We start from the raw sequence: 24,584 nt of genomic DNA, 5'->3' as shown, positions 1-24,584 counted from the left end.
TAGGAGGTTTTTAAGTAATTATTTTAAAACATGGATTGGATGACCCATCGCTAATTCTGCAGCTTCCATTGAGATTTCACCTAATGTTGGGTGAGCGTGAATTGTTTGTGCAATATCCTCAACGCTCATGCAAGCTTCAATTGCAAGACCAAGCTCAGAAATGATATCTGATGCATTTACACCTGCAACTTGAGCACCAACTAGTACTCCATCTTCTTTACGAGAAACTAATTGAACGAATCCATCAGTTGAATTTAGAGATAATGCGCGACCATTTCCACCGAATGGGAATTTCGCTACACTAACAGCTAATCCTTCTTCATCTGCTTGTTTTTTAGTATAACCAACAGTTGCTAATTCTGGATCAGTAAATACTACTGCAGGGATTGCTAAGTATTCGATTTGACTTGACATACCACTGATTGCCTCAGCAGCAACTTTACCTTCATAAGAAGCTTTGTGTGCTAATGGAGGTCCAGCAATTACATCACCAATTGCGTAAATATTATTAATTGTTGTACGAGCTTGTTTATCAGTCGTAATAACACCACGTTCGTTAATTTCAACACCAACATTTTCTAAGCCCATGTCACGAGAGTTCGGGAAACGTCCAACTGTTACTAATACGTAATCAGCTTCGATTTCTTTCATTTCGCCATTTGTTTCGAATTTAACTGTAACGCCATCTGCAGTTTCTTCAACGCCTTTACCGAAAGCTTTTGTTTCGATATCAACATTACCTTTTTTCTTTAATCCACGTTTAACAATTGAACTCATAGATTTTTCAAAACCATTTAAGATTTCGTCACCAGCTTCAAGAATTGTTACGTGTGTACCAAAGTTAGCATAAGCAGTACCTAATTCCATACCAATATAGCCGCCACCAATAACAACTAATTTTTTTGGAATTTCAGGTAAGTTTAATGCACCTGTTGAATCGATTACACGGTTACTCCATTTGAAACCTGGGATTTCGATTGGAGTTGAACCTGTTGCGATGATCGCATTGTTAAAAGTATAAGTTTGAGCTGATTCTTCAGTAATTACACGAAGAGTGTTAGCATCATTAAAGTAAGCTTCACCTTTAATAACTTCAACTTTGTTTCCTTTTAATAAACCAGCAACACCGCCAGTTAATTTATTAACGACACTGCTTTTCCAAGCTTGAACTTTTGTAAAATCAACTTTTACATTTTCTGCTGTAATACCGATGTCTTCAGAATGCTTAGCTGTTTCATAACGGTGACCAGCAGTAATTAATGCCTTTGAAGGGATACAACCTACGTTTAAACATACCCCACCAAGATTACCTTTTTCAATAACAGCAACTTTTTGTCCAAGTTGTGCTGCACGAATTGCTGCAACATAACCACCAGGACCGGCACCGATAACGACCGTATCTAGTTCAATTGCAAAATCTCCTACTACCATTTATCTTACGCCTCCATTAATAATAATTCTGGATCATTTAATAATCGTTTAATATGGTTTAATGCGTTTTGAGCAGTTGCACCATCGATAATACGGTGGTCAAAGCTTAATGATAACGCTAATACTGGAGCAACAACGATTTCTCCATTTAATACTACTGGTTTTTCAGCAATACGACCAATACCTAAGATCGCTACTTCAGGGTGGTTAATTACTGGAGTAAACCATTGTCCACCTGCTGAACCGATATTAGAGATTGTGCAAGTAGCACCTTTCATTTCTGCAGGAGCTAATTTACCATCACGAGCTTTAGTAGCTAATTCATTAATTTCAGCAGAAATTGAGAAGATAGCTTTACGATCAGCATCTTTAACAACTGGTACTAATAGACCTTTATCAGTATCTGCAGCAATACCAACGTTATAGTAATGTTTGTGTACGATTTCGCTAGTAGCATCATCGATTGATGTATTTAAAGCTGGGAATTTACGTAATGCAGAAGTTAAAGCTTTAACAACATAAGGTAAGAACGTTAATTTGATACCTTGTGCAGCTGCAACTTCTTTATATTTTTTACGGCTAGCAACTAGTTTCGTTACATCTACTTCATCCATTAATGTTACGTGTGGAGCAGTATGTTTAGAGTTAACCATTGCTTTAGCGATTGCTTTACGAATTCCACTCATTTTTTCACGAGTTTCAGGATATGCACCCTCTGGAATTGGCATTGCTTTTGGAGCTTCTTGTGTCGACGCTTTCGCTTCTGTTACAACTTCAACTGCAACTTCTGTTTGAGCTGCAGCAGCTGGTGCTACTCCACCTAATAAGAATGCATCTACGTCTTTTTTAGTTACACGGCCATTTTTAGCTGAACCTGGTACAATACGTAAATCTACGTTTTTCTCACGAGCGTATTTACGTACAGATGGCATTGCAATTACATGAGCTTTTGGTTCAATCGCAGCAACAGGTGATAGTGGTGCAGCATCTGTTTTTGGTTCACTTTGCTCATAAGATTCTTGTACTTTTGCTTGAACTGCTTCAGCAGCTTCTGGTACTGGAGTAGTAGTTGGAGCTTCTTCTGCATGTTGTCCTTTGAAGCTAATGTTTTCATAACCAGGTGCATCTAAACGTACTAATACGTCACCAACAACTGCAACTGTACCTTCTGCAACTAATACTTCTAATACTTTCCCTTTTACAGGTGATGGAATTTCTACTACTGATTTATCGTTTTGAACTTCACAAATGATATCATCTTCATTTACTTCGTCGCCTGCTTTAATAAACCATTTTACAATTTCACCTTCGTGAATACCTTCACCGATATCTGGTAATCTAAATTCAAATAGACTTGCCACTGAGTTTGACACAGATTTCTACCTCCGAACAAAGTTAAATTAATTTTTTAATATATTTTATCTAATAATGTAAGAAAGGTATTGATGGATTATCAAATACCTTTCTCTATTTTTGTTATAAACTGATTAGAAGTTTAAAACTTTTTGAATACCTTCAACTACATCTTTATGGTTTGGTAACCAAACTGTTTCCGCTTCAGAGAATGGGTAAACAGTATCAGCTGCAGTAATACGTACAACTGGTGCTTCTAATGAAAGGATACAACGATCATTAATTTCAGCAACTACATTTGCAGCAATACCAGCTTGTTTTTGTGCTTCTTGTACAACTACTGCACGTCCAGTTTTCTCAACAGACGCAACGATTGCTTCGATATCTAATGGGTGAACAGTACGTAAGTCAACAACTTCTACTGATACGCCATCTTTTTCTAACTCTTCAGCAGCTTTTAATGCAGCGTGAACCATTGCACCGTAAGCAAATACTGATACATCTTTACCTTCACGTTTAACATCCGCTTTACCTAATTCGATTGTGTACTCACCTTCAGGTACATCTTCACGGAATGAACGGTATAATTTCATGTGCTCTAAATAGATAACAGGGTCATTATCACGAATAGATGAAATTAAAAGACCTTTAGCATCTTTAGGAGTTGATGGAATAACTACTTTTAAACCTGGAGTTTGAGCCATTAATCCTTCTAAACTATCCGCGTGCATTTCTGGTGTATGAACCCCACCACCAAATGGTGAACGGAAAGTAATTGGTGAAGTAAAACGACCGCTTGTACGGTAACGCATACGTGCTGCTTGACCAGCGATTGAGTCAAAAATTTCGAATAAGAATCCGAAGAATTGGATTTCTGGTACTGGACGGAAGCCTTCAATTCCAAGACCGATTGCTAATCCGCCGATTCCTGATTCAGCAAGAGGTGTATCGAATACACGCGCTTCACCGAATTCTGCTTGTAAACCTTCAGTTGCACGGAATACACCACCGTTTACTCCAACGTCTTCCCCGAATACTACTACAGTTGGATCGTTTTTCATTTCAACGCGTAATGCATCTGTGATAGCTTGAATCATTGTCATTTGCGCCATGACTTACTTCGACTCCTTCTCTTTGTAAATTGCATATTGCTCTTCTATATTACTTGTCATTGTTTCGAACATATTTTCCATTAAATGAGTAACTTTTTGTTTTGGCTCTTGGTCAGCAAGTTTGATCGCATCTTTAATTGCTTCTTTTGCTTCTTCGATAATTGCATTTTCTTCTTCTTCAGTCCAAAGACCTTTTTTCTCTAAAAACTTACGGAAACGAACGATTGGATCTTTTGCTTCCCACTCATTTTCAGTATCTTTTGTACGGTAACGAGTTGGGTCATCACCAGCCATTGTATGTGGTCCATAACGGAATGTTAATGTTTCAATTAATGTTGGACCTTCACCGTTTACTGCACGTTTACGAGCTTCTGATGTAGCAGCATATACTGCTAATGGATCCATTCCATCAACTTGAATACCAGCAATACCTACTGCAATTGCTTTTTGAGCAATTGTTCTAGCTTTTGATTGCTTAGAAACTGGAGTTGAGATTGCGTATCTGTTATTTTGAACAACGAAAATCGCAGGAGCATTATAAGCACCAGCAAAGTTCATACCTTCATAGAAATCACCTTGAGAAGATCCACCGTCACCTGTATATGTAATGGCAACAGATTTTTGGCCTTTTAATTTCATACCAAGTGCAACACCTGCAGCTTGAACAATTTGAGCACCAATAATAATTTGTGGGAAGATTGCATTTACATCTTCAGGAATTTGGCTTCCTACTAAATGTCCACGAGACCATAAAAATGCTTTATATAATGGTAGACCGTGCCAGATCATTTGAGGTACATCACGGTAACCAGGTAAGATAAAGTCTTCTTTTTCAAGAGCAAATTGACTTGCTAATTGAGAAGCTTCTTGTCCTGCAGTAGGAGCATAGAAACCTAAACGTCCTTGTCTGTTTAATGAAATTGAACGTTGATCAAGAACACGAGTCCATACCATACGTTTCATTAATTCTTTTAATTGCTCATCTGATAAATCAGGCATCGCTGATTCATTAACGATTTCGCCCTCTTCATTTAAAATTTGAAGAGTTCCAACTGAATCACCAAATTGAAGCATTTGATCCATTAATTCAGAAACAGTTTGTGTATTCTTCATTTCTGTTGTTTCCTTTCCAGCTACTTTCTTCGTAGTAGTTGCCACTAAAACCCACACCCTTCTTTAATTATGGAGGATTTATTTTCTTTATCCATCATGTGTATTTTCTTAAGAGTAATTACAAGTAACCTTAACTTATAATTAAAATCTGTACTTATACTATTCGTGTATTACACTAGTACAACATTGAACACTAGTACAGTTTATAACACGTTCATAAACTCGTCAAATATTTTGTTGTATTATTTTATTCATGATTTTTCGAAAAATTTGCCATAAAATTTCAACCCTGTACTACCTTTGAAACAGCAATCTGTTATACAATAACAGAAACTCCGTTAAATTATACTCAAATAGCTAATAACGGATTTTTTTTATCATAAATTCCAAACTGTACTACAACGATTTTTATTTAGTAATTCTAGTCCCAATCTGTTATTTACCATATTTTTCATATATGTCTTTTTGTAAATTATTTAATTTTTGAGTATAAAGATTTAATTGATCATTATATTTAATGACATCTTTATAAATATGATTTGTATCCTTTGTCTCACTCTTTACATTTTTTAAATCAACTTTTTTCTGGGATAATAAGTTATAAATTGAAAGATCCGTTTCCATTGCATCTTTATATTTTGAATTCAATTTATCGTATAACTCAGTTCTTTCTCTCCATGTTTTTATAAAGTTATTAACTTCATTTCGAAACTGTTCATCCTTCGTTTCAATATTTATTGTTTGAAGTTCTTTAATTTTTATGTCTATATCGTGAATTAATTTTGACTCCTCATTGACTCGTTCTTTTCGTTCATTTAATAAATTAATTGCTTGTTTTGCTGAATCTTGTCTTTTGTTTACTTCGCTTATTTTATATAAATAAATTTTTTCATAATACTCCAATTCTTTTACTTCCAGTTTTTGAATACGTTCTCCAGCTTTTTGAAATTTCTGTTCCATTTTAGCAATTTCAGCTAGTTGATTTATGACTAAATTCTTTTGTTTTGCTTGAGAAGTACAACCCGAACAAAGGATAAAGAGTATGACTATTACAAGAAATAAGGAATTGAATTTTTTATACATAATTTCACCCAATTTTTTTTCATTATTATTTCCATGTTGCATCTTTTCACACTTTTTATACGTCCTAAAAAATAAAATGGTCACATACCCACACACTTTATGTAGTTTTTCATAATTTGTAGTATCCGCTATATGCGGAAACAGTTTAAAGGGAGGTTATTATATGTACGGTTACGGATACGGTGGAAAAGGTGGATACCCTGGTTATGGTTACGGCGGCGGATGCGGTTGCGGTTACGGCGGTTTCGCATTAATCGTTGTTCTATTCATTTTATTAATTATCGTTGGTGCAGCTTTCGTTTTATAATTCACACTAGTAAGCCTCTATTATTAATGTATAACCACAAACTTTAAGGAGCGATATTTTATCGCTCCTTTTTCCATTCTATTGCCTTGAGACTGACAATTTAAAAAAGATTTGTTAGACTAAATTAATAATACTAGTGAATAGTACATACTTATATTTATGAAATATTAGACAGGAGTGAGATTCAATTGATTACAATGAAAGATATAATTCGAGAAGGCGATCCTAGATTAAGGGCAGTCTCGAGTGAAGTAAGCTTACCTCCATCGGTAGAGGATATTAATTTAGCTAATTCATTATTAGAGTATGTTATAAATAGTCAGAATCCAGAAATATCTGCCGAATACGGTCTACGATCAGGTATCGGATTAGCTGCACCACAAATCGGAATTAATAAAAGAGCAATAGGTGTTCATGTAACTGATTCACAAGATAATTTATATAGTTATGCACTATTAAATCCTAAAATTGTTAGTCATTCTGTTGAACAAGTTTATTTATCAGGTGGTGAAGGTTGCTTATCTGTTGATCGTGATGTTCCTGGATATGTTCCTCGTTACGCAAGAATTACAGTCACTGGCTTCGATACAGAATTGGGAAATGTAAAAATCCGTTTAAAAGGTTTACCAGCAATTTGCTTCCAACATGAAATTGACCATCTAAATGGCGTAATGTTTTATGATCATATTAATAAAACAAATCCTTTTTCTCCTCCAGAAGGTGCTTCACCTTTAGAGAGAAAATAAAAAAGAGCGATTGGAAAACCAATCGCTCTTTTTAGACTGCTGACAAACGCTAACTTTCTTCGTTGCTTCGCCTGTTGAGCGGTGCTCATTACCGTTAAAGGTAACTCCGCGCCTCGAAAGACAAGCGCTTGCAGTCAGTCTAAAATTCATGTTTTTGTACTTTCTCTATATTCTTAAAGAAGTCCGACCCATTTTAAACCGTTTAAAATTCCATCTTCATCAACATTCGTTGTGATATGATTAGCTAATTTTTTTAGTGGATCCACTGCATTACCCATGGCAATCCCCGTACCAACTTTTTCAATCATTTCTAAATCATTTAATCCGTCACCAAATGCGATTACATTTTGCATATCAAACCCAAGATGGTTTACCATTTGAAGTATTCCATTCGCTTTAGATCCACCTATTGGTAAGACATCTGACGAATACTCATGCCAACGAATAAAATTAAAATCATTAAACCCATCGGTTAAAGATGGCTCTTGATGCTCTTCACAGAACAGTAAGACTTGGTAAATTTCACGATTATGATAAAAATCATGCTGAACTTCAGGGTGTTGCATTCTAATCGATGTCATTGCTTCTCTTATATGAGGATGTGAATCAATTGACGCCCTCATTGTCTCGTTATTTAAATAGATTAGCGGAATACCTAGTTCTTTTGCTTTTTGAGTAAATTGGTGAAGTTGTTCTGGATGTAGGGCATGTTTGTGAATAGCTTCACCTTCAAATTCAGCATATTGTCCATTTAAACTTACAAAACTATTTATATTTAACTCTTCACGAATTTCTTTAAACATGAATGGCGCACGACCAGTTGCAATCGCTACGTGGATATCTTTATTTTGAAGTTCCGAAATTGCTTTCTTAGTACTTTCCGGAATTACTTTATCATGATTTAAAATCGTTCCATCAATATCAAAAAAAACGATTGGTTTAGTCATATTATTCTCTCCTCACTAAGACGCTGCATTTGCTTTTGAGTTTTTCATTTTTGACTTCTGTTTACTATTCGTAATAAATACACCTAGAAGTACGATTAACAATCCTAAAATCATTTTGAAAGATAAAGGCTCGTTTAAAAAGAAAAATCCCCAAATAGAAGCAAATACAGGTACTATATAAGTAACCATTGTTGCAAATTCTGCACTTCCCTCTTTAACCATATAATAAAATAATAAATATGCCAACCCCGAACATACAACGCCTAGTCCAAATACACCACTAAAAACTTCAAAATTAACAAATGGTTTTAAAGTGCCCTTCCCTACAACGACCATATAAAAAAAGCCGAATACACCAGAAATACCTAAGGTTAAAAATGAAATAATCATTACATCAATGTGTTGTAAATACTTTTTAGTTAAATGTGAACCAAGCCCATAACAAAAAGTAACAAATAACATTAATATTGAATAAATTATATTATCCGAGAAAATTGTTGATGGATTAAGACTCATCATAATCATAAGTCCAATGATCCCAATCATAAGTCCAATCCATTGTTTCTTATGAATTTTTTGAGAAAATAAAAAATAGCCAATAATGAGTGTTGCAATTGGCGTAAAAGCATTTAATACTGCCGCTTCATTACTTTGCAGATGGGTCTCACTAAAAGAAAGAAAAAGCCACGGTATAGCATGATTAAATAATGAGATGACAATAATTAAACTCATTTTCGGTAAATTTTTAAAATCAATCTTTACCTTTTTTATTAACATAATAATTAATAATGTCATAGCACCAAAGAAACAGCGATAAAAAACAATTGCTTCTGGCCCTATATCGTTTAAAAGGAGCTTAATAAATAAAAAAGATGTACTCCAAATAATACTTAATAAAAACAAAGCTCCATATAACTTCTTCACATTCTTCTCCCCTTAACTTTAAGATACCCTCTATTTTAACTGTTTTTTGGATTATATTGTATGAAAATGTTTTTTCGTTCAATACTACACATAAATATACTATGTCCGTGTTCTCTACATATAAGTTTAATTTCATGTCTAGGAGGTAAAACTAATGTTACGTAAACTTAGAAAAAAATTAAAAAAACGGCTAAAACACTTTTTGAAAAAGAAGAAATATATCTCTATAATTTCAAATTTTTTTTTAAAATGACCGTATTTTAGGTAATCTTCAATAAAAAGAATGAAAATATATAAAAAATCACTTATAATATTGAGAAGATAGTGATTTGACAAGGAGAGATTTAAATGATTTTTAAAGTATACTATCAGGAATTACCTTTAGAGGTACCTGTAAGAGAAAAAACTAAAACAGTTTATGTAGAAGCAGATAGTGAAAGAGAAGTTCGTGCGAAATTATTACCTTTCAATTATAATATTGAGCTTGTTCAAGCTTTAACCGGTGCTCATCTTGAATTCGAAAAACAAAGTGAAAGCTTTAAAATTTTGGAGCTAGCGTAATTTATGAAATTTCTTAAAAATGATCAAGCTGCCGTATTCGCACTAGGTGGCTTAGGGGAAATTGGTAAAAATACATACGCAGTACAATATCAAGATGAAATTATATTAATAGATGCCGGAATCAAGTTCCCTGAAGATGAGCTACTAGGGATAGATTATGTTATACCTGATTATTCCTACTTAGTTCGAAATGAGGAAAAAATTAAAGGTTTATTTATCACTCACGGACATGAAGACCACATTGGTGGTATTCCATATTTATTAAGAGAATTAAACATTCCAATTTATGGTGGTAAACTTGCCTTAGCTTTAATCAAAAATAAACTTGAAGAGCACGGTCTATTACGTAAAGCTAAATTAATAGAAATCAAAGAAGATGACATCATCAAATTCAGAAAAACTAGTGTTACATTTTACCGTACTACACATAGTATTCCTGATTGTTATGGTATCGTCGTTAAAACTCCTCAAGGACAAGTTGTCCATACAGGTGATTTTAAATTTGATTTCACACCTGTTGGAGATTCGGCTAATTTAACTAAAATGGCTGAAATAGGAAAAGAAGGTGTCTTATGCTTACTTTCAGATAGTACGAACAGTGAGGTTTCTCACTTTACGATGTCAGAAAGAAAAGTTGGTGACACGATCAGTGAAATTTTCCGTAAGGTTGATGGTCGTATCATTTTTGCTACTTTCGCTTCTAATATTCATCGTCTTCAACAAGTTGTCGAATCTGCTATGGCAACTGGACGTAAAATTGCTGTTTTTGGTAGAAGTATGGAAGCGAATATCGAGATCGGTCATGACTTAGGTTATATTAAATGCCCTAAGGATACATTTATTGATGCATCTCAAATTAATCGTATTCCGGCAAATCAATTAGTCATTTTATGTACAGGTAGTCAAGGTGAGCCTATGGCTGCATTATCACGTATAGCAAATGGTACACATCGTCAAATTCAAATTATTCCTGGAGATACTGTAGTATTTTCTTCTTCACCAATTCCAGGTAATACCATGAGTGTAAATCGTACAATCAACTTACTATACCGTGCTGGTGCTGAAGTAATTCACGGCTCATTAAATGATATTCATACTAGTGGTCATGGCGGTCAAGAAGAGCAAAAATTAATGCTTAGACTAATGAAGCCTAAGTATTTTATGCCGATTCACGGTGAATATAGAATGCAGCGCATGCATGCTAAGCTTGCTATGGACTGTGGAGTACCTGAAGAAAACTGCTTTATCATGGATAATGGTGAGGTTTTAGCTCTTCGTGCAGATGAGGCTATGGTTGCAGGTAAAGTACCTTCTGGTAATGTTTATATTGATGGAAGCGGTATCGGTGATATTGGTAATATCGTTTTAAGAGACCGTAGAATTTTATCTGAAGAAGGTCTTGTAATCGTTGTCGTAAGCATCGATATGAAGGAATTTAAAATCTCGGCAGGACCAGATATCATTTCACGCGGTTTCGTTTATATGAGAGAAAGTGGCGATTTAATAAATGAAGCACAAGCAATGATTTCTACTCATTTAAACAAAATCATGGAACGTAAAACTTCTCAATGGTCTGAGATCAAAAATGAAATTACTGATACTTTATCACCTTTCTTATACGAAAAAACAAAACGTAAACCAATGATTCTCCCAATTATTATGGAAGTTTAATCATTAGTACATGATAAAAGGGCGATTTCAAAAGTAAAAATACTTTTGAAATCGCCCTTTTTTATTAATCTTGAAAGTCATTTTTTTCATTACTTTTTAAAAACACTTTCATAAAAAAAGGTTTATTAAGAACTAAAAATATAAAATACACAGTAAATAAGATAAAAAATACAACAAACAGAATAATTAGTACGATTGCTAAACTACTCTTAGCAAAACTTGTTTCGATTCTTAAATATGGATATAAGATAAATGGTAGATGACTTATACCATACCCAAAAAATGCGAAGAAATATTGTAATAATACTAATATAAACGCTAAACCATATCTTTTTCTTTTTATAACAAAATAAATTGCTATACAAAAGCAAATCAAAGAGATCAGAAAGAATTCCCATACATTATGCATTCGATCAAAATGAACTTTATTATGTAATTTCATTGATAAAAATACGATGATACTCGAAATAATAGTTGGCAATGACCAGACTAGTACATACTTTCTTAATTTAGTTTCCGACTCCGAATCATTGATTAGTTTTGCAGAATAAATTAAAAACATTGCACTAATAAATAATACTGAACATACAGCCAATAGCATAACGGATAGAGAATAAGAATTCGTAATCAATTTAAATGGATAAAATCGTATATCTGTTCCATTCTCGATAATAAATCCACCTTCAGAAATTGTTAAAACAGTAGATAATGTAACAGGTATTAATAGACTTGTCGCGCCATACAAAATTAAAAAGAACTTACTCCTATTTTCTCCATATTGCTGAAAAGTATAAAACGATCCCCTAATTGCTAAAAAAATCATTGCTACACTACCCGGAACTAATAAAGGAACACCATAATAATATGCTACCCTTGGGAATATACCAACTACACCTACAAAGAAAAAAATGAAAAATAAGGTAGCAAGTTCCCAAATAGATGAAAGATGTCGATTTATTAAGCCAATTAATTTTGGTTCTTCTTTAGTTGAAATCGCATAAAACGCATAAAATCCTGCACCAAAATCAATTGAAGCAATAATCATGTAGGCATATAAAAACAACCATAAGATAAAGATTGCGATTGTTTGAATCTCCAAACTTTTTTCCTCCTACAGAATAATTCCTTAAACTAAAGATTAGTTTACTTTAATTATACCTATAAAATACGCTTTCTACTAGTTTCAAGACGAAGATTAGGATAATACAAAAAAGAGACTTCAAAAAAAGTCTCTTCAGACTGTTGACAAACGCTCGCTTTCTTNNTTCTTCGTTGCTTCGCCTGTTGAGCGGTGCTCATTACCGTCAAGGGTAACTCCGCTCCTCACCAGGCTTCGCGCCTCGAAAGACAAGCGCTTTCAATCAGTCTGAAACTCAAATTTTTTGTATTTTCTCTACATACAAAAAGAGACTTTAAAAAAAGTCTCTTAAGTGATGATTGAATCTATACTATTCTACTTTTGCTGCTTCATCTAGCACTCGATTAACACGCTTTTCTAACATTGGCATTCCGCCTTCTCCAGCTTGGAAGTGGCGTAATACACCTGTTTTATCAAATACGTAATATGATGGTACATATTTATTTTCAAAAGCATCTGTAATAGTATGTTGGTTATCAACTAGTATTGTTTGTGTAATGCCGTGTTCGTTTGCAACTTCTTTAATTTTATCAATATCTAAATCATCTTCAGATCTTGGCATATGAACACTTACTACATTTAATCGATCTTTATATTCATCTCTAAAAGCATTAATGTTTGGCATTGCTACTTTACATAAATGGCAACTAACAGACCAAAAATGAATTAATGTTGGTTTGTCACCGATTAAGTTTTCTTTTTGAATTTCTCCATTTAATACTGTTGTTGCACCATCTAATTCAGGCATTGGTGAGCGAAGTCTCATTTTATAGTCCTCCTACTTGTTTTCATTAGCTCTAAGTAAGCTTGTTCTACTTTTAGTTTTTGTCTAGTTATAGGCGTTTGGCCCTCTAGGTCCTTGCCTTATGCTTGTCGGGTCTTTAACAAACGCCTTCCACTTTTCGTTTTGTCTAGTTCCAGGCGTTAGACCCTCGAGGTCATAAGTCAATGACCGATAAAAGTAAAAACCAACTTTTCTCGGCCCTTGCCTTATGCTTGTCGGTCTTTAACAAACGCCTTCCACTTTTCGTTATTGTGTTTAAAAAGGCCTAACTATAAGTTAGACCTTTGACATTAATTCTTAATTGTTTAGAATTATAGAGTTGCTTGACCTGGTTTCCAGTTAGCTGGGCAAAGTCCACCAGTTTGTAAAGCTTGAAGTACACGTAAAACTTCATCAACTTCACGACCGATGTTGTTGTGGTGTACTACTTGGTACATTAATTCACCCTCTGGGCTGATGATGAATAATCCACGTAATGCAATACCTTCTTCTTCAATTAATACGCCATAGTCACGAGAAATAGCGTGGTTTGTATCTGCACCTAATGCATATTTTAATTGACCTAAGCCATTATCTTTACGATCAGTGTTGATCCATGCTAAATGAGTGTGAATTGTATCTGTAGAAACACCTACAACTTCTGCATCAAGATCTTCAAACTCCTCGTAACGATCAGAGATTGCTACGATTTCAGTTGGACATACAAATGTGAAGTCCATTGGATAGAAGTATAATACTGTCCATTTATCGTTTTTCATGTTTTCTTCTAAGCTTACTTTACCAAATTCTTTATTTGCTAAAACTGCTTCCATTTCAAAGCGTGGTGCTTGTTTTCCTACTAAACGTTCTGCCATCGTTATTACCTCCAATATTTATGTAACTATTTATCATACAAGTGATATTATAGTAAACTACTTATTTAAAGTCAATATTAATTTATAATTATTATTAACTGAAAATCATTTTCATTGTTATTGTTTCAAAAAGTCCGAAATAAATCGAATCATTAAAGGAATCACATTTTCATCTGGATTTAATTTTTGGTTATGGAGTCCGAATTCTGAATTTACGCCGATCCAAAACATTAGGCCTGGAATTTCTTTTGTCATATAACCAAAATCTTCACCTGTCATTGCAACATTGCAACGGACGGCCTCAATACCGTCATATTGTTTCGCAAAATTAAAGAATTCATTCGTCAACGATTCATCGTTGATTACTCCATAGTAATTACTTCCAAAATCTACTTTTATTTTACACTGAAAACTCTCTTGAAATCCATTCACAAGACTTTCAATTCTATTTTTTAATTTTAGCATTGCTTCTTCACTTAATGCTCGCATCGTACCTTCAATTCGAACATGATCTGCAATAACGTTTTGAACTGTACCACCAGTTATTTTTCCAATCGTAATGACAGCACTGTCTAATGGATTAACATTTCTTGATACAACTGATTGTACTTGAGTGATAAAATGACTTGATGCAACGATCATATCGTTCGTTAAATGAGGGAAAGCTGCATGACCGCTTAAGCCATGAAAATCAATAAAAAGCTCTGATGTATGAGCAAATAACATACCAGGTTTCGTCGCAATTGTACCAACAGGATATTCTGGAGCGATATGTAAACCATAGATTATATCTGGTTTAAATGGTTTAAATTCTTCACTTTTAAGTAAAGGTTCCGCTCCACCAGGACCTTCCTCTGCAGGTTGAAAAATAAAAACGACATCATCATTTATTGGCTCATTAACAAGGTTAGTAAGAACACCAAGTGCAATACTCATATGTACATCATGACCACAGGCATGCATATTACCTACATGAATCGATGAAAATTCTAAACCTGTGTTTTCTTTCATTGGTAATCCATCAATGTCTGTACGGTAACCAATTGTTCTAGTAGGTTTTAACCCTTTTACTCGAACGAAAATACCTGTTCTCCAAGTATCAATTACCATTCTTTCTTGATCTAAACTAGATAAATAATCTAGTAAATACGCTTGTGTTTTGAATTCTTGAAATCCAAGTTCGGGGATCAAATGTAAATCCCTTCTAATTTTAATAAATGAATCCATTTTAATTCCTCCAAAAAAAGCGTAGGAATATAATTCTACGCTTCAGACTGCCCACCAAACACTCGCTTTCTTCGTTGCTTCGCCTGTTGAGCGATGCTCATTACCGTCTAAGGTAACTTCACTCCTTATCAGACTTCACGCCTCGTAAGTCAAATGCTGTAATCAGTTCTGAACTTATATTTTAATATAATGTCTATAAAGTAAGCGTAGAAAAATAAATTCTACGCTTACTTCTTGTTATTATTGATTTAGTTGTCTTAAAGCCTGAATGATTTCAGTTTTTGAAATTGTTTTATCATCGATATCTTTGATTTTTCTAGCAGGAACACCTGCAACTACAGTGTAAGGAGCAACGTCTTCAGTAACAATTGCACCTGCAGCTACTACTGCGCCTTCCCCTACTTTAATACCTTCTAAAACTACTGCATTAGCACCAATTAATACATTGTCTTCAAGAATAACTGGATTTGCTGATGGTGGCTCAATTACGCCAGCTAAAACAGCTCCAGCACCAACGTGACAGTTTTTACCTGTTGTAGCACGTCCACCAAGTACTGCGTTCATATCGATCATTGTTCCTTCTCCAATTACAGCACCGATGTTAATTACAGCACCCATCATAATAACTGCATTGTCTCCAATTGTAACTTGATCACGAATAAACGCACCTGGCTCGATGCGAGCTTTAATACCTTTAGCATCTAAAAGTGGAATCGCTGAATTACGACGATCTGATTCTACTACATAATCTTCTATGTATTCTTTTTGCTCTTCAAGGATTACTTTAACATCATCCCACTCACCAAATAAAACTCCAGAATTTTGAGAAATAAATGATTGAACTGATTCAGAAATAGTAAGCTTGTCTAATTGACCTTTTACATAAACCTTTACAGGTGTTTTTTTCGTGCTATTTGCAATAAATGCAATAATTTCATTTGCGTCCATTAATTTCATAATGAATTGCCCCCTTTATTATTATCAATAAGAATACTCTATCAAATCTAGTAAGTAACTAGCAACATTTTGTCGATTAATCTTAATTTTTTTTTCGAATTGATTCTATAAATCCTTCTACTTGTTTTAATTTCAATGTATCTCGATTATAAAGTAAGTATGTATCGCGATATAAGCCTGATTGTTCTTTAGTAATTAAAGGTGTTTTTATAATATTTTCATCAATAACATCATGTAATACCGAGGAAGGTAAGATCGCAAAGCCTAGTCCATTCAATACAAATTGCTTACATGTTTCAATTTGATCGACTACAATTTCATGTTTTGGTAATGAATTAAAATGCTCATACCACCATGACTGGATCAACTGATAATAATTTGAATTACTTTTAAACTGAATAAATGGTCTTTGTATCGTTTTATATTCCTCAAGACTATGTTTTTTTGTATCAACTAATAATAATTCATCAGAAAACAGTAATTCCTTTTCTCCAAACCAATTTTGGTTTCCTCGAACAATTGCTAGATGAACTTCATTTTCATATAAGCGATTTGTGATTTCACTACTCCAACCGGTAAAAAGTGAAACTTGTACTTCTGGATAGCTTGACACATATTTTTTTAAAACTGGCGGTAACCAGTATTGCGCAACAACAGATGAAACGGCAATCTTTAAAGTCCCTGAAATATCTGATTTTAAAATTTGTAACTGCTCTAACATTGTTTGATACGTTTCTTCCATCTTTTTCGCGTAGTTTAATATGATTTCACCAGAGGCCGTAATAATCAAACCTTTTTGAGAGCGAATAAACAATTCACTACCAATCTGCTTCTCTAAATTTTGTAGTCTTTGACTTAAAGCTGGTTGAGAAACAAACAACCTCTCAGCTGCCTTCCTCATATTCTTTTCTTCAGACAAAGTAATTATTAAACGTATATCATCAATTTGCACATAAGCCCCCCTTGCCTTAAACCTATTTGGATCAGACTGTTCAACACTAAAAAAGCAAGTCAATTTGATGATGACTTACTTTTTTATCGTTAATGCTTATTATATCTTCTAACATTTTTATTCAATTGTTTTAAAATCGCTCTACGAGTTAATATACCTTCAAACGTATTATTAGCATCAACCACACATACAAAAGGATGATCAACTACAGATTCAAGCCCTTTAGCGAGTGTATCAGTCGTTTTTAATAATGGTATTTCAGTTCCCATTACCTCTTCAACTTTCATATTGCTTAAACGTTCAAATTCAATTCTTTCTAATCCAAGTATTCCATCTAATATCATAGATGTACTAATCAAACCTAGCAACTGAAACTTTGGATTTAACACTGGAATTGAAGAATATCCAGATTTTGTAAGTACTAATAAGGCATGCTCCAAACTATTGCCAATTTGTACATGAGCTACTTTTTCACTTGAAATAATGAATTCTTCTACTTTATGTTCAAAAAATTGTGAACCATCAATACTAATCAAAAACATCGTCCCCCAATAGAAAAGCAAAAGTATTTAAAAATGGTAGAAATTATCAATTCATAAATAAACATCAAATAAATACACATACAACTTTGCTCATCATCTGTATAGAAAAAATTCTATACATTATTTTATTAGATTAAGGACTATGTCCCCATCCCTATATTATCAGATTTGTAACCCCTTTCCAATTTAACTTTTCTTAAAAATTTACTCATTTAACTATAACTATTCAAAAAACAAAAAAACGTTTAGATAAATAATTTATTATCTAAACGTTCATCTATATTTGTCTTCATAGCCCTAAATCCCTTAATTTTTGATATAAATGTATTAATCTTTCGTATTGATCCTCGCCTGCAGCCATTAAACCATTTTCTATATCAGTTATCTGTGATGAAATGAGTTCAATTGCATAATTTTGTTTCATCACTGTGTCGACCAATAAAGACAATTCATCTTCTGTGAAATTTTGTTCACTTAACATCCATCATCCCTCCTAATCCTCATTTTAATCAATGTTTATTTAGTTTAAACTTCTTATTTTGTAAATTTATTTGCATAACTAAATGCTGTATAAGAATCAGGTTTTATCTTAGGAATGATGCCCATTGCACTTACTTTAGATGTCATTTCTTGTATAAACTCTTTCGTTAGCCCCATCGTACCAATATCTAGATGAATTTCAAAACTAAAATTATTCGAATTAGCATTTTCATGAAGAGGACTAAAAATTTTTTCTAAATGAAAGGGTGATAATAAAAAAGCTATTTCCTGACTATACATAGTTTCTAGAAATATTTTCTCTTTTAAATTTCGGATTTTCTTGTGATGCCAACAAGTATGTAAACATCCCCAAGCGCCATTACCTACCCGATGCAAGTGAAGTGCTGTAATAAACTTAGTTCCATTACTATGAACTTGAGAATCTGTTCCAATGGAAAGTCGATATTGTTTATTAGGATCACTTTTTACAAAATGATATAGCCGATCAACTACATGATCAAAACTCATATTTCTTTCACTTACATTGTAAAATCGATACTGATCTTTATTCACGTATATGACCTCCCTATTCATAACAATACATAATAATGTATTCATTAAGAATTGGGATTAGCACACCCATACTATTTTGTAATAAAATATTAAAAAAAAAAAGAAAAAACAAGCTTAGCTTGTTTTTTCTTTTCTTATGAAATAATTTCGTATATTTCAATTGCTACCATATCGATATTATCGAATGGGAACGTTTGTGGTTTTTCACCTTGTTGAAATACTTCTAATTCAAAAGTTTCATTTTTCTCAGAATACTTAACGCTACACTTTCTTTCACCGTTAACTTCAAAATATCTTTGAGCAACCTCACCGTTCGTAGCTTGTTGTTTTAAACTTTCTAAGCGTTCTAAAATTCCTAATAATAAAGACATATTAGAACTCCTTTCTACCATGTGTCATTCCCTAAATATAGGTTTTACTTTCTTACAATTTCTATCCAAAAAACTTCTGATAGATTTCAGCTATGTAAGTGTCCATTAATAAGAATACTTGTATTTCAAGATAAATTCAAGAAAAATAGTCGTTTCAACTAAAAAACAAATTTCTTTATATACTATATTTTTCTATGTCATAATGGTTTTATACAAATGCTTTAAGAAAAAATAAAAAAGGATGTCGTTTTATGAAGATCGAATTATTCACACAAGATGGTTGCCCTCCTTGTGAATTTTTGAAAAATTATTTAAAAGAAATGAATGCTTCTTATATTGAATATAACGTATCACAAGATGAAGGTGCTAAAAAAAGAATGATGTTTGAGTTAGATTCATACTCAACACCTACTTTAATAATTGATGATGAAGTTATTAGAGGCGTTCAGATGGAGCAAATTGAAGCAGCATTACAAAAACGTTAATCCATTATCTATCAAATTAAAAACACCTAAATAAACATTCATTTAGGTGTTTTTTATCATTCTATACTACATTTGTTTTTAAGATTGTTTCAACGACATGTCCAAAAAATAGTTCCTAATTACCCAACTCCTATAAAATGAAAAACAAAAAACATGACGGACGATGCAAAAAGAACTTTCGAAATAAGTCCTCTCAAATTATATCCTCCTCAGGCTGAACTTTTACTAATCGTATCATTATTATATTGACATATACTATACGAATCGTTCTTATCTTTTTTACATTAGTTGACAGAGAAAAACACTACTTTTAATTTAAATAGGCTATTATATATGAATTCGTCGATTTTTGATTAAGATCAACTAAAACCCTATGCTCCAAATCAAAATTTTTTACTAGGTAATTTCTCCCTTTATCTAGATCAAATTTAATGTTAAAGTTAGATAATTTGTGTCTACTTTTCAATTTTTTTAAAATTTTTTAAACGGTTAGGGAGTGTTATTATGGAGTATCGTGGTTCAACGGTTTACAATCAAGATGATTTTTTTTCAGAATACATTCGACGAAAAAATAGAGAAGATAGTCCTAATAATGCAATCGAAGGACCAATCATCAATGAACTAATTGGGAAAGTTGATCGAAAAAACATATTAGATTTAGGTTGTGGTGACGCTTCCTTCGGTAATGAACTTCTACTACTAGGAGCTAAAACCTATACAGGTATCGAGGGATCAGATCACATGATTAAAGCAGCATTGACTAATTTAAAGGATACAGTAGGAACCATCCATCATACTTCAATCGAGGATTATCATTTTCCTACGAATTCATTTGAACTTGTCACTTCTAGATTTGCACTACACTATATTTCAAACATTGAGCTAGTATTTCAAAAAATATTTAACAGCTTAAAAGAAAACGGCCATTTTATATTTAGTGTACAACATCCATTAACTACTGCCTCCTTTTTAAGCAAACTCTCAGGAGATCGACGCGAAAATTGGATTGTAGATGATTACTTTCGAACTGGTGAAAGAAAAGAACCATGGATGAATAAAGTAGTAGTCAAATACCATCGAACAATTGAACAATATTTTAATCTTTTAAGAAAAACTGGATTCCGGATCGACCAATTACATGAAGGTACTCCAAAACAAATACATTTTAAAAGTGAAGAAGAGTTTTTAAGAAGACAAAGAATACCAATCGTACTTGTCTTTTCTTGTTTTAAATAAAATTATAAATTTTTGGAGATGCGGGAAGGCTCAAGTCGTCTTCCACTCCAATAAAAAAAGCATCGTGAAATCAACATGACAGTACTTATTTAATTGACAAATTTTTTTGCTATCAAAAAAAATGACTGCCTTTTTTCAAAGATAGTCATTTTTAGAGTGTTGAAATATAAAATCGTCAAAAGGGAAAACGGACTTTAAGTGAACATTTTATAATGATAAAATTAGCATTTTTTGATCTTTAAATGGTTTTAAATGTTAATATGTTTGAGCAATTTCATTATTTCAATAACACTAGAAATGATTTTTTTTAGAAGTTAAAAATATTATGAGCTTTTTTTAGAAAACCAATTCGATTGTTTAATTTAATATATGTTCAATATTAATTGATCTACAATCTGATTAATATACCACTGTTAGATTACTCTAAGTAAAGGCTATTTGATTAGGGGTTATCGCAGACAGTTTTTGATGAATAAGTTGATTGGAATGGAGGGATGCTCGACTCCTATGGGATTAGCGAGAAGGCTAAAGACCCCGCAGNNGCCCCATGGAAAGCGAGCATCCTGTAATGGAAATCAACATCACTCTACTCCTTTTACGAAAATTTGGTAATTTAATTGACATGGTTGTTTTTCAATAGCATGAAAATGACTGCCTTTCTTCAAAGACAGTCATTTTCTGATTAAATCTTATAAGAGAGTCGTTAAAAAAGTAACTCATTATGTTTAAATAAAAAATCATAACTTAAGTCAATATATAAATAGCTTCCATTATTCATTGGATAAGAAAACGTTCGAATCTTTTCACCGGTTTCAATATCTCTGTACATATCTGATAATTGTCCCTGATCGTTTGATTGCATTTTCAAAACGGTTTCTAAAAAATACGGCCTCCAGCTCCAGTTTCTACCTTTATACTTTTCTTGAAGCTCCCACTGTTCACCATTAATTTTAAATAAGTTAGCTGATTGCTGAAAACCATCCTCATCACAAATATACATCCTAAAACAAAAGGAATTTAATTCACTTGATATATTCATTAAAAATGAATTTAAATCCGCTCCTAATTTAAATTTATTAATTGTCGATTCGACTTTTTGTTGAATTAAATTAGTCATATCTCTAAGCGCAATTAATTTGTTCTTTTCGCCTCGAATATATTTTAAGATATCATTCTTTAGTGGCTCACATTCATGATTTAACTGACTAATTGATGGTTGTGGTATAAACAAGTATGCGCCTTGATAGAATCTTCCACCATTCTTCCATGCATTTCTTAATTGAATTGAATCGATTATTCCATCGTAATACATCGATGCCCCTACTTTTCTTGCCACATAAATTACGGAATTTAATAAATCTTGAAATGATGATGTATGAAGTTGTTGAACCATTTTAAAATCTATTTTAATGATATCAGGAGACAAAAACCGAAGTTTTTCTAAGTTAATTAACTTCTCATTTACGCTATTAATCGCAAATTTAATACCATAAGTTTGATAATATGTAATTAAATTTTTTAGTTCTTTCTCAAAACCATAAAACAGTTGATGTTGAAGAATAATGACAATTTTATTTAGTTGTATGCCCTTTTCTTCATATGATTGTAAAATCGATAATAGATTTTCTGGGTCATCTGAAAGAAGCGCTGAAGGGTGACGATTAATAAAAATACCACCATCGAATTTAGAATGTACAACTTCATCGAGAGCTTGAATTAATATATGATTGTCAACCTCTAATAAGTAGTCATCTGGCACCAAATCATTTGCAAAGAAGAATTCAAGGCTGTGTAAATTTTCAAGTTTTAGTCTACCAACAACCTCTACTCCTACACAATTTTGTGTATCGGCTCCATATATTGGTTGAAAATATGGTACGACTTTATCTAAGTTACTTATTACGTCTAAAGGATCCATTTTGAACCTCCTTCTAGAATGGGTATTGATGTAAGGACTGTCCTCCATCCATTGTAAAACAAGAACCATTAATATAACCAGCCTCATTTGAAAATAAATATGCACAAAGTCCCGCTATTTCTTCCGGAGTACCTAATCTGCCTAGTGGTACACTTTGTATTGTTCTGTTTTCTAATTCCTCAGAAAGCCATAGTTTAGCCGCTCCACCTGTCCGCTCAATAGGACCAGGCGCAATCGCATTGACTCTAATTCCATATTTCCTACCCCACTCAACTGCTAAAGTTCTTGTCATAGCAAGAACACCAGCTTTAGCTGATGCAGAATGAATGACTCCAGGCCCCGCATCCCAGGCATATGTAGCTATTATATTTGTAATCGCACCTTTTATTTTATGTTGTATCATATACCGTCCTACTTCAGAACTACAATAAAAGGTTCCATTTAAAACGATATTTATAACCGTATTCCAACCGTTTACAGACAAATCCTCTGCAGCACAAATAAAATTACCAGCCGCATTATTTACTAAGAAATCTATCGTTCCAAATGTTTGATCAACTTCATTTACCATATTTTTAATTAATTCGGGATCCCGTACATCCATAGCTATTGGTAATACTTGACCATCAAATTGTTCAATTTCTTCTTTTGCACTATTTAATTTTTCTATATCTCTTCCCGCAATGACCACTCTTGCACCATCCTTTGCAAAACGCATAGCCATTGCTTTCCCCATACCACTAGAGCCACCAGTAACGATCACAACCTTATCCTTCACTCGTATCACTCCCTTTGTATTCAATAGTTTAACAACATTTTGTTATTTTGAGAATATTTTTAACAATTAAACTATTTAATATAGTATGCAGTATTTATTTCTTTAAAAAGGTCGGGGGACAATTGAAAATAAAACTTACATCATTTTTTTTACTATTAATTTGTACAATCTATTATTCAGTCTATGTTGAGCCAACATCAATTCGAACTAAGCATTTAACATTTTCAGACGATCGGTTAAATTCGAATACTACTATTAAATTAATACAAATCTCTGATACTCACTTTAATAATAAAAAAGATATAGATCGATTTAATATGGTCGTAAAAAATATAAACCAAATGAAGCCTGATTTTATTCTATTTACTGGGGATTTGGTTAGTGATATACGAAAATTTTCTTACAAGAATGAAGTTATTCGGCTTTTAAAAGAACTTAATCCAAAAATAGGAAAGCTTGCAATATACGGTAACCATGATCATGGAGGTTATTTTACTGAACAATACGAAGAGCTGTTAACCGAAAGCAATTTTATATTATTAAAAAACGAAGAAAAAACTTATTACGTTCAAAAACAAAAAGTTTCATTTATCGGTCTCGATGATTATATGCTAGGAAACAAACAATATAATGACATTTTAGAACGAATTCAAAAAAATAGTTATACAGTTGTTCTAGCTCATGAACCCGACATTGCTGATTTGACGAAAAACTATCCGATTAATCTTCAGCTCTCTGGCCATAGTCATGGCGGACAAATCTATTTACCTTTATATAAGTCCTTTATAATGCCTCCTTATGCAAAGAAATACAACCGAGGTGTTTACACCCTATCAAGTAAATATAATAGTCATTTAGTCGTTTCAAATGGAATTGGGACAACTAAACTACCAATTCGCCTATTTACTCCACCTGAAATCGTATCAATTGAAATTACTGGCCAAATTAATAAGTAAAAATATAATTCTCACAGATTTCACCCATACTAGGTTGGTTACCTATTTTTATGGGTACTTGCTCAATTATTTTAGTACTCCATAC

General features: G+C 33.0%; 26 protein-coding genes. 7 read left to right on the top strand and 19 right to left on the bottom strand.

Annotation, left to right across the window (positions count from 1 at the left end; all coding sequences use genetic code 11):
* Positions 1-18 precede the first annotated feature (18 nt).
* The 5 genes from lpdA to COJ46_RS14185 form a co-directional block, all read right to left on the bottom strand.
* On the bottom strand, positions 19-1,431 hold the full coding sequence (gene lpdA / locus COJ46_RS14205) for a dihydrolipoyl dehydrogenase (RefSeq protein WP_097975698.1): 1,413 nt from the start codon (positions 1,429-1,431) through the stop codon (positions 19-21).
* Between the two features lie 5 nt (positions 1,432-1,436).
* Positions 1,437-2,792 carry a dihydrolipoamide acetyltransferase family protein gene (locus tag COJ46_RS14200; RefSeq protein WP_097976171.1) on the bottom strand — a complete coding sequence of 452 codons (1,356 nt, stop codon included), beginning with the start codon at positions 2,790-2,792 and terminating at the stop codon, positions 1,437-1,439.
* Between the two features lie 126 nt (positions 2,793-2,918).
* Positions 2,919-3,896 carry an alpha-ketoacid dehydrogenase subunit beta gene (locus COJ46_RS14195; protein WP_097975699.1) on the bottom strand — a complete coding sequence of 326 codons (978 nt, stop codon included), beginning with the start codon at positions 3,894-3,896 and terminating at the stop codon, positions 2,919-2,921.
* Between the two features lie 3 nt (positions 3,897-3,899).
* The gene (gene pdhA / locus COJ46_RS14190) at positions 3,900-4,979 is read right to left on the bottom strand and encodes a pyruvate dehydrogenase (acetyl-transferring) E1 component subunit alpha (RefSeq protein ID WP_286145513.1); all 1,080 of its coding nucleotides are present in this window, start codon (positions 4,977-4,979) and stop codon (positions 3,900-3,902) included.
* Positions 4,980-5,444: 465 nt separating this feature from the next.
* Complete coding sequence (locus tag COJ46_RS14185; RefSeq protein ID WP_176522511.1) at positions 5,445-6,092, bottom strand: YkyA family protein; 648 nt, start codon at positions 6,090-6,092, stop codon at positions 5,445-5,447.
* Positions 6,093-6,255: 163 nt separating this feature from the next.
* Here COJ46_RS14185 and COJ46_RS14180 point away from each other — a divergent pair, with 163 nt between their 5' ends.
* Positions 6,256-6,399: a YjcZ family sporulation protein gene (locus COJ46_RS14180; protein WP_069035541.1), complete on the top strand. Its 144-nt coding sequence runs from the start codon at positions 6,256-6,258 to the stop codon at positions 6,397-6,399.
* Between the two features lie 188 nt (positions 6,400-6,587).
* Positions 6,588-7,145: a peptide deformylase gene (gene def, locus COJ46_RS14175; RefSeq protein ID WP_097975703.1), complete on the top strand. Its 558-nt coding sequence runs from the start codon at positions 6,588-6,590 to the stop codon at positions 7,143-7,145.
* A gap of 173 nt (positions 7,146-7,318) precedes the next feature.
* On the opposite strand, the gene COJ46_RS14170 is transcribed toward def, so the two are convergent.
* Positions 7,319-8,092: a Cof-type HAD-IIB family hydrolase gene (locus COJ46_RS14170; RefSeq protein ID WP_097975705.1), complete on the bottom strand. Its 774-nt coding sequence runs from the start codon at positions 8,090-8,092 to the stop codon at positions 7,319-7,321.
* A gap of 15 nt (positions 8,093-8,107) precedes the next feature.
* The gene (locus COJ46_RS14165) at positions 8,108-9,016 is read right to left on the bottom strand and encodes a DMT family transporter (protein ID WP_098566009.1); all 909 of its coding nucleotides are present in this window, start codon (positions 9,014-9,016) and stop codon (positions 8,108-8,110) included.
* A 348-nt stretch (positions 9,017-9,364) separates the two neighbouring features.
* On the opposite strand from COJ46_RS14165, the gene COJ46_RS14160 reads away from it, so the two are divergent.
* Entirely contained in the window at positions 9,365-9,577 is a 213-nt protein-coding gene (locus COJ46_RS14160; RefSeq protein WP_056468578.1) for a DNA-dependent RNA polymerase subunit epsilon, read from the top strand.
* A gap of 3 nt (positions 9,578-9,580) precedes the next feature.
* A complete protein-coding gene (rnjA, locus tag COJ46_RS14155; protein WP_097975708.1) occupies positions 9,581-11,248 on the top strand; it encodes a ribonuclease J1 in 1,668 nt (555 codons plus the stop codon).
* 64 nt (positions 11,249-11,312) lie between these two features.
* On the opposite strand, the gene COJ46_RS14150 is transcribed toward rnjA, so the two are convergent.
* From COJ46_RS14150 to COJ46_RS14105, 10 genes are all read right to left on the bottom strand, one after another.
* The gene (locus tag COJ46_RS14150; RefSeq protein ID WP_097975710.1) at positions 11,313-12,347 is read right to left on the bottom strand and encodes a cytochrome d ubiquinol oxidase subunit II; all 1,035 of its coding nucleotides are present in this window, start codon (positions 12,345-12,347) and stop codon (positions 11,313-11,315) included.
* A 349-nt stretch (positions 12,348-12,696) separates the two neighbouring features.
* Positions 12,697-13,152, bottom strand: coding sequence for a TlpA family protein disulfide reductase (locus COJ46_RS14145; RefSeq protein WP_069035534.1), 456 nt, complete (start codon positions 13,150-13,152; stop codon positions 12,697-12,699).
* 329 nt (positions 13,153-13,481) lie between these two features.
* Positions 13,482-14,024 carry a peroxiredoxin gene (locus COJ46_RS14140; RefSeq protein WP_097975712.1) on the bottom strand — a complete coding sequence of 181 codons (543 nt, stop codon included), beginning with the start codon at positions 14,022-14,024 and terminating at the stop codon, positions 13,482-13,484.
* A 117-nt stretch (positions 14,025-14,141) separates the two neighbouring features.
* Positions 14,142-15,251 carry an N-acetyldiaminopimelate deacetylase gene (locus COJ46_RS14135; protein ID WP_097975713.1) on the bottom strand — a complete coding sequence of 370 codons (1,110 nt, stop codon included), beginning with the start codon at positions 15,249-15,251 and terminating at the stop codon, positions 14,142-14,144.
* Positions 15,252-15,491: 240 nt separating this feature from the next.
* Complete coding sequence (gene dapD / locus COJ46_RS14130; protein WP_069035532.1) at positions 15,492-16,208, bottom strand: 2,3,4,5-tetrahydropyridine-2,6-dicarboxylate N-acetyltransferase; 717 nt, start codon at positions 16,206-16,208, stop codon at positions 15,492-15,494.
* Between the two features lie 82 nt (positions 16,209-16,290).
* On the bottom strand, positions 16,291-17,160 hold the full coding sequence (locus COJ46_RS14125; protein WP_141437781.1) for a transcriptional regulator CcpC: 870 nt from the start codon (positions 17,158-17,160) through the stop codon (positions 16,291-16,293).
* 89 nt (positions 17,161-17,249) lie between these two features.
* A complete protein-coding gene (gene cbpB / locus COJ46_RS14120; RefSeq protein WP_097975717.1) occupies positions 17,250-17,696 on the bottom strand; it encodes a cyclic-di-AMP-binding protein CbpB in 447 nt (148 codons plus the stop codon).
* A 295-nt stretch (positions 17,697-17,991) separates the two neighbouring features.
* The gene (abbA, locus tag COJ46_RS14115; RefSeq protein WP_097975719.1) at positions 17,992-18,183 is read right to left on the bottom strand and encodes an antirepressor AbbA; all 192 of its coding nucleotides are present in this window, start codon (positions 18,181-18,183) and stop codon (positions 17,992-17,994) included.
* Between the two features lie 53 nt (positions 18,184-18,236).
* The gene (locus COJ46_RS14110; RefSeq protein WP_387324921.1) at positions 18,237-18,710 is read right to left on the bottom strand and encodes a ribonuclease H-like YkuK family protein; all 474 of its coding nucleotides are present in this window, start codon (positions 18,708-18,710) and stop codon (positions 18,237-18,239) included.
* A 179-nt stretch (positions 18,711-18,889) separates the two neighbouring features.
* Positions 18,890-19,126: a YkuJ family protein gene (locus tag COJ46_RS14105; protein WP_056474223.1), complete on the bottom strand. Its 237-nt coding sequence runs from the start codon at positions 19,124-19,126 to the stop codon at positions 18,890-18,892.
* Between the two features lie 251 nt (positions 19,127-19,377).
* Between COJ46_RS14105 and COJ46_RS14100 the strand changes: the two genes are divergently transcribed.
* Both COJ46_RS14100 and COJ46_RS14095 read left to right on the top strand, forming a co-directional pair.
* Complete coding sequence (locus tag COJ46_RS14100) at positions 19,378-19,611, top strand: glutaredoxin domain-containing protein (RefSeq protein WP_097975721.1); 234 nt, start codon at positions 19,378-19,380, stop codon at positions 19,609-19,611.
* A 504-nt stretch (positions 19,612-20,115) separates the two neighbouring features.
* Positions 20,116-20,847, top strand: a complete 732-nt coding sequence (locus COJ46_RS14095) for a class I SAM-dependent methyltransferase (RefSeq protein ID WP_097975723.1) — start codon at positions 20,116-20,118, stop codon at positions 20,845-20,847.
* A gap of 703 nt (positions 20,848-21,550) precedes the next feature.
* Here COJ46_RS14095 and COJ46_RS14090 read toward each other — a convergent pair.
* Together COJ46_RS14090 and fadH are read right to left on the bottom strand one after the other, a co-directional pair.
* Entirely contained in the window at positions 21,551-22,765 is a 1,215-nt protein-coding gene (locus COJ46_RS14090) for an EAL-associated domain-containing protein (protein ID WP_176522512.1), read from the bottom strand.
* A gap of 13 nt (positions 22,766-22,778) precedes the next feature.
* Positions 22,779-23,543, bottom strand: a complete 765-nt coding sequence (fadH, locus tag COJ46_RS14085) for a 2,4-dienoyl-CoA reductase (RefSeq protein WP_097975726.1) — start codon at positions 23,541-23,543, stop codon at positions 22,779-22,781.
* A gap of 122 nt (positions 23,544-23,665) precedes the next feature.
* Between fadH and COJ46_RS14080 the strand changes: the two genes are divergently transcribed.
* The gene (locus tag COJ46_RS14080; protein WP_176522513.1) at positions 23,666-24,499 is read left to right on the top strand and encodes a metallophosphoesterase; all 834 of its coding nucleotides are present in this window, start codon (positions 23,666-23,668) and stop codon (positions 24,497-24,499) included.
* Positions 24,500-24,584 lie beyond the last annotated feature (85 nt).

The sequence above is a fragment of the Bacillus sp. AFS077874 genome, assembly GCF_002566505.1.
GTDB lineage: Bacteria > Bacillota > Bacilli > Bacillales > Bacillaceae_G > Gottfriedia.
Note: the sequence above shows the minus strand (reverse complement) of the source record. Positions and strands in the feature narration are given on the sequence as shown.

Coding starts and splice junctions, on each gene's coding strand:
- lpdA (WP_097975698.1), bottom strand. CDS start 1,431: ATGGTAGTAGGAGATTTTGCAATTGAACTAGATACGGTCGTTATCGGT.
- pdhA (WP_286145513.1), bottom strand. CDS start 4,979: ATGGATCAAATGCTTCAATTTGGTGATTCAGTTGGAACTCTTCAAATT.
- COJ46_RS14100 (WP_097975721.1), top strand. CDS start 19,378: ATGAAGATCGAATTATTCACACAAGATGGTTGCCCTCCTTGTGAATTT.
- abbA (WP_097975719.1), bottom strand. CDS start 18,183: ATGTTAAGTGAACAAAATTTCACAGAAGATGAATTGTCTTTATTGGTC.
- COJ46_RS14195 (WP_097975699.1), bottom strand. CDS start 3,896: ATGGCGCAAATGACAATGATTCAAGCTATCACAGATGCATTACGCGTT.
- COJ46_RS14145 (WP_069035534.1), bottom strand. CDS start 13,152: ATGAGACTTCGCTCACCAATGCCTGAATTAGATGGTGCAACAACAGTA.
- COJ46_RS14160 (WP_056468578.1), top strand. CDS start 9,365: ATGATTTTTAAAGTATACTATCAGGAATTACCTTTAGAGGTACCTGTA.
- COJ46_RS14105 (WP_056474223.1), bottom strand. CDS start 19,126: ATGTCTTTATTATTAGGAATTTTAGAACGCTTAGAAAGTTTAAAACAA.
- COJ46_RS14185 (WP_176522511.1), bottom strand. CDS start 6,092: ATGTATAAAAAATTCAATTCCTTATTTCTTGTAATAGTCATACTCTTT.
- COJ46_RS14170 (WP_097975705.1), bottom strand. CDS start 8,092: ATGACTAAACCAATCGTTTTTTTTGATATTGATGGAACGATTTTAAAT.
- COJ46_RS14180 (WP_069035541.1), top strand. CDS start 6,256: ATGTACGGTTACGGATACGGTGGAAAAGGTGGATACCCTGGTTATGGT.
- COJ46_RS14090 (WP_176522512.1), bottom strand. CDS start 22,765: ATGGATCCTTTAGACGTAATAAGTAACTTAGATAAAGTCGTACCATAT.
- rnjA (WP_097975708.1), top strand. CDS start 9,581: ATGAAATTTCTTAAAAATGATCAAGCTGCCGTATTCGCACTAGGTGGC.
- dapD (WP_069035532.1), bottom strand. CDS start 16,208: ATGAAATTAATGGACGCAAATGAAATTATTGCATTTATTGCAAATAGC.
- COJ46_RS14135 (WP_097975713.1), bottom strand. CDS start 15,251: ATGGATTCATTTATTAAAATTAGAAGGGATTTACATTTGATCCCCGAA.
- COJ46_RS14110 (WP_387324921.1), bottom strand. CDS start 18,710: ATGAGTTTTGATCATGTAGTTGATCGGCTATATCATTTTGTAAAAAGT.
- COJ46_RS14140 (WP_097975712.1), bottom strand. CDS start 14,024: ATGGCAGAACGTTTAGTAGGAAAACAAGCACCACGCTTTGAAATGGAA.
- COJ46_RS14095 (WP_097975723.1), top strand. CDS start 20,116: ATGGAGTATCGTGGTTCAACGGTTTACAATCAAGATGATTTTTTTTCA.